The sequence below is a fragment of the Acinetobacter sp. UBA3132 genome, assembly GCF_002364825.1.
GTDB classification, from domain to species: Bacteria; Pseudomonadota; Gammaproteobacteria; order Pseudomonadales; family Moraxellaceae; genus Acinetobacter; species Acinetobacter schindleri.
Genome location: NZ_DEZM01000129.1, coordinates 46812 through 56316, shown reverse-complemented (window position 1 = coordinate 56316; position 9505 = coordinate 46812). Strand labels below are relative to the sequence as shown.

At 45.8% G+C, this 9505-nt stretch carries 9 protein-coding genes and 3 tRNA genes; 7 read left to right on the top strand and 5 right to left on the bottom strand.

Going from position 1 to position 9505, the window contains the following annotated elements:
- Positions 1-100: 100 nt before the first annotated feature.
- The 7 genes from B4033_RS06765 to B4033_RS06735 all read left to right on the top strand — a co-directional run bounded on the left by B4033_RS06765 (position 101) and on the right by B4033_RS06735 (position 5981).
- Positions 101-177 (top strand) — tRNA-Met (locus B4033_RS06765).
- Between the two features lie 62 nt (positions 178-239).
- Positions 240-316: transfer RNA gene (locus tag B4033_RS06760), tRNA-Met, on the top strand.
- A gap of 196 nt (positions 317-512) precedes the next feature.
- A tRNA-Met gene (locus tag B4033_RS06755) sits at positions 513-589 on the top strand.
- A 224-nt stretch (positions 590-813) separates the two neighbouring features.
- Complete coding sequence (gene rimP, locus B4033_RS06750; RefSeq protein WP_004810072.1) at positions 814-1338, top strand: ribosome maturation factor RimP; 525 nt, start codon at positions 814-816, stop codon at positions 1336-1338.
- Between the two features lie 35 nt (positions 1339-1373).
- Positions 1374-2858, top strand: coding sequence for a transcription termination factor NusA (gene nusA / locus B4033_RS06745; protein WP_004810069.1), 1485 nt, complete (start codon positions 1374-1376; stop codon positions 2856-2858).
- A gap of 10 nt (positions 2859-2868) precedes the next feature.
- Positions 2869-5577: a translation initiation factor IF-2 gene (gene infB / locus B4033_RS06740; protein ID WP_048881747.1), complete on the top strand. Its 2709-nt coding sequence runs from the start codon at positions 2869-2871 to the stop codon at positions 5575-5577.
- Positions 5577-5981 carry a ribosome-binding factor A gene (locus tag B4033_RS06735; RefSeq protein WP_004810065.1) on the top strand — a complete coding sequence of 135 codons (405 nt, stop codon included), beginning with the start codon at positions 5577-5579 and terminating at the stop codon, positions 5979-5981. Before infB ends, B4033_RS06735 begins: the two co-directional genes overlap by 1 nt.
- A gap of 145 nt (positions 5982-6126) precedes the next feature.
- Here the strand turns inward: B4033_RS06735 and B4033_RS06730 are convergent, their stop codons facing one another.
- From B4033_RS06730 to B4033_RS06710, 5 genes are read right to left on the bottom strand one after another with little or no spacing between them, the layout of a single operon-like run.
- Complete coding sequence (locus tag B4033_RS06730) at positions 6127-6525, bottom strand: Na+/H+ antiporter subunit G (RefSeq protein ID WP_286832804.1); 399 nt, start codon at positions 6523-6525, stop codon at positions 6127-6129.
- Positions 6526-6535: 10 nt separating this feature from the next.
- The gene (locus B4033_RS06725) at positions 6536-6811 is read right to left on the bottom strand and encodes a monovalent cation/H+ antiporter subunit F (protein WP_004810060.1); all 276 of its coding nucleotides are present in this window, start codon (positions 6809-6811) and stop codon (positions 6536-6538) included.
- Positions 6808-7326: a Na+/H+ antiporter subunit E gene (locus tag B4033_RS06720; protein WP_004896311.1), complete on the bottom strand. Its 519-nt coding sequence runs from the start codon at positions 7324-7326 to the stop codon at positions 6808-6810. The genes B4033_RS06725 and B4033_RS06720 overlap by 4 nt, the downstream gene beginning before the upstream one ends.
- A complete protein-coding gene (locus B4033_RS06715; protein WP_286832801.1) occupies positions 7326-9137 on the bottom strand; it encodes a monovalent cation/H+ antiporter subunit D in 1812 nt (603 codons plus the stop codon). The genes B4033_RS06720 and B4033_RS06715 overlap by 1 nt, the downstream gene beginning before the upstream one ends.
- On the bottom strand, positions 9137-9502 hold the full coding sequence (locus tag B4033_RS06710) for a Na+/H+ antiporter subunit C (protein WP_004896306.1): 366 nt from the start codon (positions 9500-9502) through the stop codon (positions 9137-9139). Before B4033_RS06710 ends, B4033_RS06715 begins: the two co-directional genes overlap by 1 nt.
- Between the last annotated feature and the right edge of the window lie 3 nt (positions 9503-9505).

The window sequence follows — 9505 nt, the reverse complement described above, 5'->3', positions numbered from 1 at the left end:
ATCCAGCTCCCGCTACCAATCAATCCTTTTATAAAGACGCAAACTTTAAAGAGGCAACTTGAAACCAGTTTTAAGTTGAGAAGAGTTATTTGCATGTTGTTGCGGGATGGAGCAGTCTGGTAGCTCGTCGGGCTCATAACCCGAAGGTCGTTGGTTCAAATCCAGCTCCCGCTACCAATCCTTTAAAGATGCAAACTTTAAAGGCAGTTCTATGAACTGAAAAGTTTTTTGTACGCTGATGCGGGATGGAGCAGTCTGGTAGCTCGTCGGGCTCATAACCCGAAGGTCGTTGGTTCAAATCCAGCTCCCGCTACCACTTTTTGGAAAGTGTGGTTTCGTTATTTTAATCAGTTGCAAGCTCGTCGGGCTCAACTCTTTATAAAATCTCGAAGATCGTTGGATTAAAGTCCAGTGAGCGCTACCAATTTTTCAGCGACAAAAGACCAACATATCGATAGAGATAGTTTTGATTGAAAACTTATCGTCTTTTGTATATAATTTTTGCACGTTGATGCGGGATGGAGCAGTCTGGTAGCTCGTCGGGCTCATAACCCGAAGGTCGTTGGTTCAAATCCAGCTCCCGCTACCAAGTTTCTTAAAAGAGGCTCACAACTATGGTGGGCCTTTTTGCACAGTGGGATTTGAAAAAATCCGAAATTGTGCATTAATTGGGGCGATTTACGCCCTTTTTTATTGGCTATCGTGTAGTGTCGACAAAATTTGGTCATATCTCCATGTTTCACTACTACTATAGTTTGTATTGGTTTGTAGTGGTCAAATAGATCATAAAATCGCACCAGATGACGAGAGTAAATGAAGCTATCAAATAAAACTCAAGCACTTCAGGACTTGATTGCACCTGCAGTTGAAGCCTGTGATGTAGATCTTTGGGGAATTGAATTTGTTCCTCAGGGTAAACGTTCTCTATTACGTATTTATATCGACAAGCCAGTCGATCCAACTGCTGAACCGGTCATCAATGAAGACGGTGAAGTGGAGCAGGGCCGCGGAATTGGTGTGCAGGACTGCGTACGCGTCACCCAACAGGTGGGCGCGATGCTAGACGTACATGATCCGATTTCAGGTGAATATGCACTTGAAGTGTCGTCTCCAGGCTGGGACCGTCCATTCTTCCAGCTTCAGCAAATGGCAGATTATATCGGTCAGACCGTTGCCTTACGTCTGATCAGTGCGGTGGACAACCGTCGTAAATTCCAGGCAAAACTGGTTGCAGTCGACCTTGAAAATGAAATGATTCAGGTAGAAGTAGAAAAGCAGCAGGTTCTGGACATCGACAGTCACAATATCGATAAAGCAAATTTGGTCTATCAAGATTAACTAAATCAATAAGAATCTGAACGAATAGGTGACATATGGCACGTGAAATTCTTACCGTCGTTGAAACGGTTAGTAACGAAAAAGGTGTACCTCGTGAAGCAATTTTTGAAGCACTAGAACAAGCTTTAGTTGCAGCGACCAAGAAAAAGTTCTACGAAGGAACCAACTCGGAAGAAGCACGTTTACGTGTAGAAATCGACCGTAAAACTGGTGACTACCGTACTTTCCGTCAGTGGGAAGTGGTTGCAGACGAAGATCATGAAATGCCAGCTTGTCAGGATGCCATCTCTGATGTTGATCCGGCAAAATGGTCAATCGGTGACATTCGTGAGCTGGAAGTTGAGTCAATCGATTTCGGTCGTATTGCTGCACAGATTGCTAAACAGGTGATTGTACAAAAGATTCGTGAAGCAGAACGTGCACTGGTTGCTGATGCTTATGAATCTAAAGTCGGTGAGCTGATCTACGGTGAAGTGAAAAAACAAACCAAAGACGGTTTCATTATTGACTTAGGGGATAATGCTGAAGCATATCTTGCACGTGAAGAAATGATTCCGAAGGAAATCCTTCGCCCGAAACAACGCGTGAATGCGATTCTTTTCAATGTCAACCGTGAAGGTCGTGGTGCTCAGCTACAGCTTTCTCGTGCTAAACCTGAAATGCTGATCGCATTGATGAAAAAAGAGATTCCAGAAATCTCGGAAGAAATCATTGAAATCAAGGCAGCCGCACGCCAGCCAGGTGTACGTGCCAAAATTGCAGTGAAAACAAATGACCACCGTATTGATCCGGTTGGTGCTTGTATTGGTATGCGTGGTACACGTATCCAGGCAGTACAACAGGAACTCAATGGTGAGCGTATTGATGTCGTAGTATGGTCAGATGATCCTGCTCAGTACATCGCAAGCGCACTTGAACCAGCAGATGTATCCAGTATTGTTATCGATGAAGATGCACGTACTGCAGACATCATTTTCGCAACGAGTGATCAGTTGGCTCGTGCGATTGGTTCACAGGGTCAGAACGTTCGTCTGGCATCAGAACTGACTGGCTACAAGCTGGATATGATGCTGGAAGAAGAATACTACGCACGTCAACAAAGCGAAGCGCAAAAATATCTAGACATGTTTGTAACACGTCTGGATATTGCTGAAGATTTGGCTATGGCGTTGGTAGAAATGGGCTTCACCTCGCTTGAAGAAATTGCATACGTACCTGCAGAAACGTTTGATGAAATCGAACTGGATGCGGAACTGGTTGAACTACTGCAAAGCCGTGCAAAAGAAGTTGCACTTGCTGATGCATTACAACAGCAAGAAAACGTACAAGCGCCAAGTGAAGAACTTGTTGCAATGGATGGCATGACAGCAGAGATCGCGCAAGCTCTAGCAGCTCGTGGTGTGGTAACAGTGGATGACCTTGCAGATCAGGCAACTGACGATATCGCAGATATTGAAGGTTTAGGCGCTGAAAAAGCGGGCCAGCTCATTATGAAAGCGCGCGAATCATGGTTTAACTAGGAGGTAGTATATGACGGACAAGTCGATTAAAGAGTTAGCCCTCAAATTGGGTCGCCCAGTTGAGAAGCTCCTGGAACAGGTTCGTGAGGCAGGTTTACCACAGAGCAAATCTGACGAAATTATTACCGCCGAACAACAAGATCACCTGATGAGCCATGTGAAAAAATCACAAGGTTCGGATGGTCATGCAGGACAAATCACGTTGAAACGTAAAACGACCAGTACGGCTAAAGTAGCCAGTACTTCGGGTAAGGCAAAAACCATTAATGTAGAAGTTCGCAAGAAACATACATTTACTAAGCCTGATCCAGAACAAATCAAGGCAGAAGCACTGGCAAAAGCGCAAGCTGAACAGCAAGCAAAAGCTGAAGCTGAGCAAAAACCAGCAGCGCCGAAGCCAGCTGATGCACCAAAATCAGGTGCAAACAATGCCAGCAAAGCATTAGAAGCAATGCGTGCTGCTGCGAAACAAACCAGCGACAAGCAAGAAGTTTCTAAAGCGGCTGTAGTTGTAAAACGCAAATCTACAAACAAACCAATTGTGAAGCAGGTTGTTAAACCGACTGAAACTGCTGAACAGAAAAAAGCACGTGAAGCGCAAGCAGCACAACTCAAAGCTGTTGAAGAAGCTGCACGTCGTAAGGCTGCTGAAGAAGCGCAACAACGTACGCTTGAACAAATGCGTCAAATGGCCTCTAAGTACACGGCGGAAGATACCACAGCAACGATTCGTGTTGTTGATGATTCTCCTCTTGCTGCTGGTCTGGTTGGCCAAGCATACGAAGACTCTTTCGCAAAAGAAGACCGTGAAATTAAACGTGGTACGAACACGAATAATACTCGCTCATCTAAGAAAGGCGGTCGTCGTGGTGAAGAGCAATCTTTCCGTGATAACTCACATAAACGTGGTCTGAAAACAAGTCAATCGAACAAACATGGCTTCGAAAAACCTGTTAAGAAACAAGTTTATGACGTTGAAATCGGTGAAACGATTGTCGTTGCTGACCTGGCTGCGAAAATGGCAGTTAAAGTTCGTGAAGTCATCAAATCACTGATGAAAATGGGCGAACTGGTTACTCAGAACCAGGCGATTGACCAGGAAGTTGCTGCGCTGATCGTTGAAGAAATGGGTCATCATCCGGTACTGGTTTCTGAAACTGCAGCAGAAGATACGCTGATGGAACAAGCTGAAGAGGCGCGTGGTGTGCAATCTACACGTGCACCTGTTGTTACCATCATGGGTCACGTTGACCATGGTAAAACATCGCTGCTTGACCGTATTCGTCGTGCCAAAGTGGCTGCGGGTGAAGCGGGTGGTATTACACAGCATATCGGTGCTTACCATGTAACAACTGATAAAGGCATCATCACTTTCTTGGATACTCCGGGACACGCAGCATTTACAGCAATGCGTTCACGCGGTGCGAAAGCGACAGATATCGTGGTGTTAGTTGTGGCGGCAGATGATGGTGTAATGCCACAAACTGCTGAAGCAATTGACCATGCGCGTGCTGCGGGTACGCCAATCATCGTTGCGATCAACAAAATGGATAAAGAATCTGCTGATCCAGATCGCGTATTGAATGAATTGACGACCAAAGAAATCGTGCCCGAACAGTGGGGCGGTGACGTTCCTGTGGCCATGGTTTCTGCGCACACAGGTGCCGGTATCGACGAGCTTCTTGATCTGATTTTAATTCAGGCTGAACTTCTAGAGCTTAAAGCTTCTGAAGAAGGTGCTGCACAAGGTGTCGTTATTGAAGCACGTGTTGATAACTCTCGTGGTGCAGTAACCTCGATCCTTGTACAAAACGGTACCTTGAAAGTAGGTGATCTTGTTCTTGCAGGTTCATCATACGGCCGCGTTCGTGCCATGACAGATGAAAACGGTAAACGTATTCAATCTGCAGGTCCTTCGATTCCAGTAGAAATCTTGGGTCTTCCAGAAGCGCCAATGGCAGGTGACGAAGTTCTTGTTGTGAATGATGAGAAAAAAGCACGTGAAGTTGCTGATGCGCGTATGGATCGTGAACGTCAAAAACGTCTTGAGCGTCAATCTGCAATGCGTCTTGAGAACATCATGGCATCAATGGGCAAGAAAGATGTGCCGATTGTGAATGTGGTTCTGAAAACTGATGTACGTGGTACATTGGAAGCATTACACGTTGCGCTTGCTGACCTGGCAACCGACGAAGTTAAAGTACGTATTATTGGTTCAGGTGTAGGTGCAATCACCGAGTCTGACGTAACACTTGCTGAATCTTCTGAAGCTGTACTTCTAGGTTTTAACGTCCGTGCCGACAACACTGCCCGTCAAAAAGCAGATGCTGACAGTATCGATATCCGTTACTACTCAGTAATCTACCAATTGATCGACGATGTGAAAGCAGCCATGAGCGGTAAGCTTGCACCTGAACACCGTGAAACAATTCTTGGTGTTGCGCAAGTACGTGAAGTATTCCATTCTAGTAAATTTGGTGCAGCTGCGGGCTGTATGGTACTTGAGGGTACTTTACACCGTAACAAACCGATTCGCGTATTACGTGATGACGTGGTTGTGTTCCAGGGTGAACTTGAATCTCTACGTCGCTATAAAGAAGTGGTTGAAGAAGTTCGTGCCGGTATGGAATGTGGTCTTGCAGTGAAAGGCTATAAAGACATCAAACCTCTCGACAAGATCGAAGTGTATGATGTTCAACTGATTAAACGGAGTCTTTAATGGCGGGTAGTCAGCGTCTTAAGCGTATGGCTGATACAGTTCAGAGAGAACTCTCTGAACTGATTCGTCAGGAGCTTAAAGATCCACGTCTAGGTGGTCTGGTGACCATCTCGGCGGTGAAAGTCAGCCCTGATTTAGGCTATGCTGAAGTTTATGTGACTGTAATGGGTCGTGAACTGGGTGATGAGCAAAGTGAAGCGGCAAATAAAGAAACGCTGGATGTGTTAAACAAAGCGTCTGGTTTCTTGCGCCACGAACTAAGCCGTCGTATCAAGACACGTATTACGCCACGTCTGCGTTTCCATTACGACAAAACCAATGCATATGGTAACTATATGTTTGGTCTGATTGCTGAAGCTGTGAAGGATTTACCTCCAGCTGAAGACAAGAAAGATGAAGAATAAACACTGATCAAGTGTAATAAAAAAGCCACCTTCGGGTGGCTTTTTTATTAGGCTTGAGAAATAAAGGAAAAAGACTTTCATGCTTATTTATATCCGCTTTCTATTTTTCTCCCAGAAGGAGAACAGAGGTAAATAAAAGCCCTTACTATTTTAAATCATCATCGCAATTCTTCTTTTCAAAGAAAGCACGACGAGGGGTTTTCTGCCAGGGCAGGGGACGTTCCAGTGCTTCCGGTACTTCACCACTCATTGAGCGCAAACGTAAGTGCAGTGCTGCCTGAGCCATCAGATTGGCCGAAACTGGTGCTGTAATAAAGGCAAACAGGGTAATTAGTACTTCAGCAAAACCAAAACGGCCAAAGCTTGCAGAATAGATCATCGCAGCAATCAGGAAGCTACCGAGGCCCAAGGTACTGGACTTGGTCGGTGCATGCAGGCGCATAAACAGGTCGGGTAATCGAACCATACCAATCCCGCCGACCAGCATAAAGAATGAACCGATCAGCAGGAAAATCGAGATCAGAATTTCTAGGTATAATTGCATCTGAAAACTCCTAATCGATCACATGGCCAGTGGTAAAGTAACGTGCCAGCGCAGCCGTAGAGACGAAACCTAACATTGCCACGAGTAAAGCACCTTCAAACATAAAGGTACTGGCCCAGTAAATACCGAGGATGACGACCAGACAGGTAGCATTCAGGAACAGAGTATCCAGAGCCAATAGTCGGTCCACAATTGAGGGTCCTATGACCAGACGTGCCAGACACAGGAACATGGAAATGGTCACGGCACCCAGACAAATCAGTAAGGCATAAGGCAAAATCGTCATGCATTTTCTCCAGTCTGAGCGCTAAAAATCTCAATCAGTGGACGTTCATAGCGCTGTTTGATAACTTCAATCTCAGCAGCTTCATCGTCGGTACTTAAGGCATGCACTAGAATGTCGCCACGATCCTGATCAATTCCGGCAGATACCGTACCTGGCGTTGTGGTAATGATCATTGCCAGTAAGGCATTTACTTCTTCATGTTCAGTATCCAAAGGAACACGGAACCATTTGGGATGCAAATTCTTGGTTGGCCCCAAGACCAGAATAGCGACTTTAATATTGGCAACAATAACGTCCCAGATCACCACAAAGAACAAACGAATGGCGGGTAGCCAGTGAATATTCGGTGTGTAGTCAATAAACCGGAATACCATTCGTGGGATTAGTACTGCAAGGACTAATGCGGTGACGAGTGTACCGGCATCTAGACTATGATTGAGTAAAGACCAGCTTACTCCGACAATGACGGAAACCAGTGGATGAGGGAACCAGCGGCGTAAGAACGATGCTTTCATTATGGTCCCTCCTGCGGTTTAAGCTGGTTATCGCTTGGCGCATTTTTCTGTTCAATATACTGTTCATTGATCTGACGCTGTTTGAATTCAGAAATATTTTCACCTTCTAAAGTTGCCGGTGAAATTACATATGGAATCAGATGTGCATTTGGATCTGGATTTTCCCCACCATATTTGGTTTCAGGCAAATATTCCGGATCAAATGGCTGCACGCTAATGACCTTGCCTTCAGCATCACGTTTTAATAATGCCGCTTCATAGACTGGGTTATCTTTAATCTGTACAGCAGTGCGATACACATAATTATAGACAGGTGAAGCAAATACCACATAGGCTGTCAGTCCGGCGAGCAACAGGTAAATCACCTTATCATTACGCAAAGGTGCCCGGCTTGGCAGGGTTTCGTACTGGGTAAAGGCTTCAGAATGGACATTATCATCCGGTTTGCTGGCGCGCCAGAACAGGATAAAACCAACCCGGGTAAAGGCTAGAATACTCAGCAAGCTAACCAGTAGCACCGTAATAATGATGATCATTTGATAAGGTGAGCCTGTCGTAGCCTGCAAGATAAAGACCTTACCGAAGAAACCACTAAATGGTGGCAGACCGGCCATCATCAAGGCAATGATAAAGTAGACTATCGATACCAGGGTATTCTGTTTCATCTGTGGTGCGATTTTAAAATGATCTTTAAATTCACCACGCTGAGAGGTGATCCAGCCGCTAAGCATATAGAAAGCAGCAGCAATCACGGTACTGTGCACCATATAGTACAAACCACCAGCCCAAGCTGCTGAATTATTCAAGGCAATTGCAATCAGAATAGTACCCACTGAAGACAGCAGCATAAAACCAATAAAGCGACGCAAACGATCTGTGCCAATAGCAGCCACAGCACCATATAAGGAGGTGATTAGACCGATGACCATCAGACAGTTCATCAGAATCTGATGGCTGTATTCATCATCAAAGACCGTACCATTGACCCGCAGGATGGCATAAATACCCACCTTGGTCATGATGGTAAACAGGGCTGCTACCGGTGTGGTTGCCACTGCATACGTTTTCGGAAGCCAGAAGCCGACAGGCAGCATGGCAGCCTTGATCCCAAACACCACAAATAACAGCAGTGCACCAGCGACTGCAATTTTATGCTGATCATTTTCCAGCGTTGGCATCAGTCGGGCAACGTCGGCCATATTCAGGCTGCCAACACTACCGTAGATCATGCCTAAGCCAATCAGAAACAGGGCAGAAGCCAGCAGGTTAATTGTGACATAGTGAATACCCAGCTGGAAACGAGCCTTGCCTTGACCATGCAGAAGCAGGACATAAGATGCCATCAACAGGATTTCAAAGAATACAAACAGGTTGAACAAGTCACCTGTCAGGAAAGCTCCACTGAGTCCCATCAAAAGGAAATGCATCATGGCATGGAAATAACGCCCGCGCATGTCCCAGTCACGACTGGCATACCAGATAATCGGCACAGCCAGTGCATAGGTCAGTACCAGCATCAAGGCAGACAGCTGATCCAGAACCAGTACAATTCCAAATGGAGCAGACCATTCACTTAGGGTATAAACACTGATTTGTCCCTGACTGGTGCTTATCAAGTAACTGACTGAAACCACCAGGCCGAGCAGCGTTGAGACATGGCTGATGCCACGACGCCAAGGTTGACGCCAGTCTGTCGCCAGTGAACCTGCACCAGGATTGCCTAATAACAGCAGAATGAATGCAGTGAATGCTGGCAGGAGAATACTGAAAATAGGTGTATGTTGGACCCAGAAGTTATAAAGATCAGTCATTAAGGCTCATCCTCACGTGGGTCATGGTTTGGTATTTCTTCTTTGGAATCAACGTGGTCTGTCCCTGATTCATAACGGCTGCGAAGTGCCAGCTGAACAATGAATGCCGTGGTGGCAAATCCGATTACAATAGCAGTCAGTACCAATGCCTGTGGCAGTGGGTCCGTAGTTTTGGTGGTTTCTGTAAGGACTGCAGGTGCATTGAGCTGAATACGTCCCATGGCAAACAGAAACAGGTTGACGGCATAACCGATCATTGCCAGACCCAATACTACAGGGAAGGTACGGGCACGCAGGATCAGGTAGATCCCGGTTGCTGTCAGGAGTCCAATTGCAGAGACCAATAAAAATTCTAGACTGATCATTGC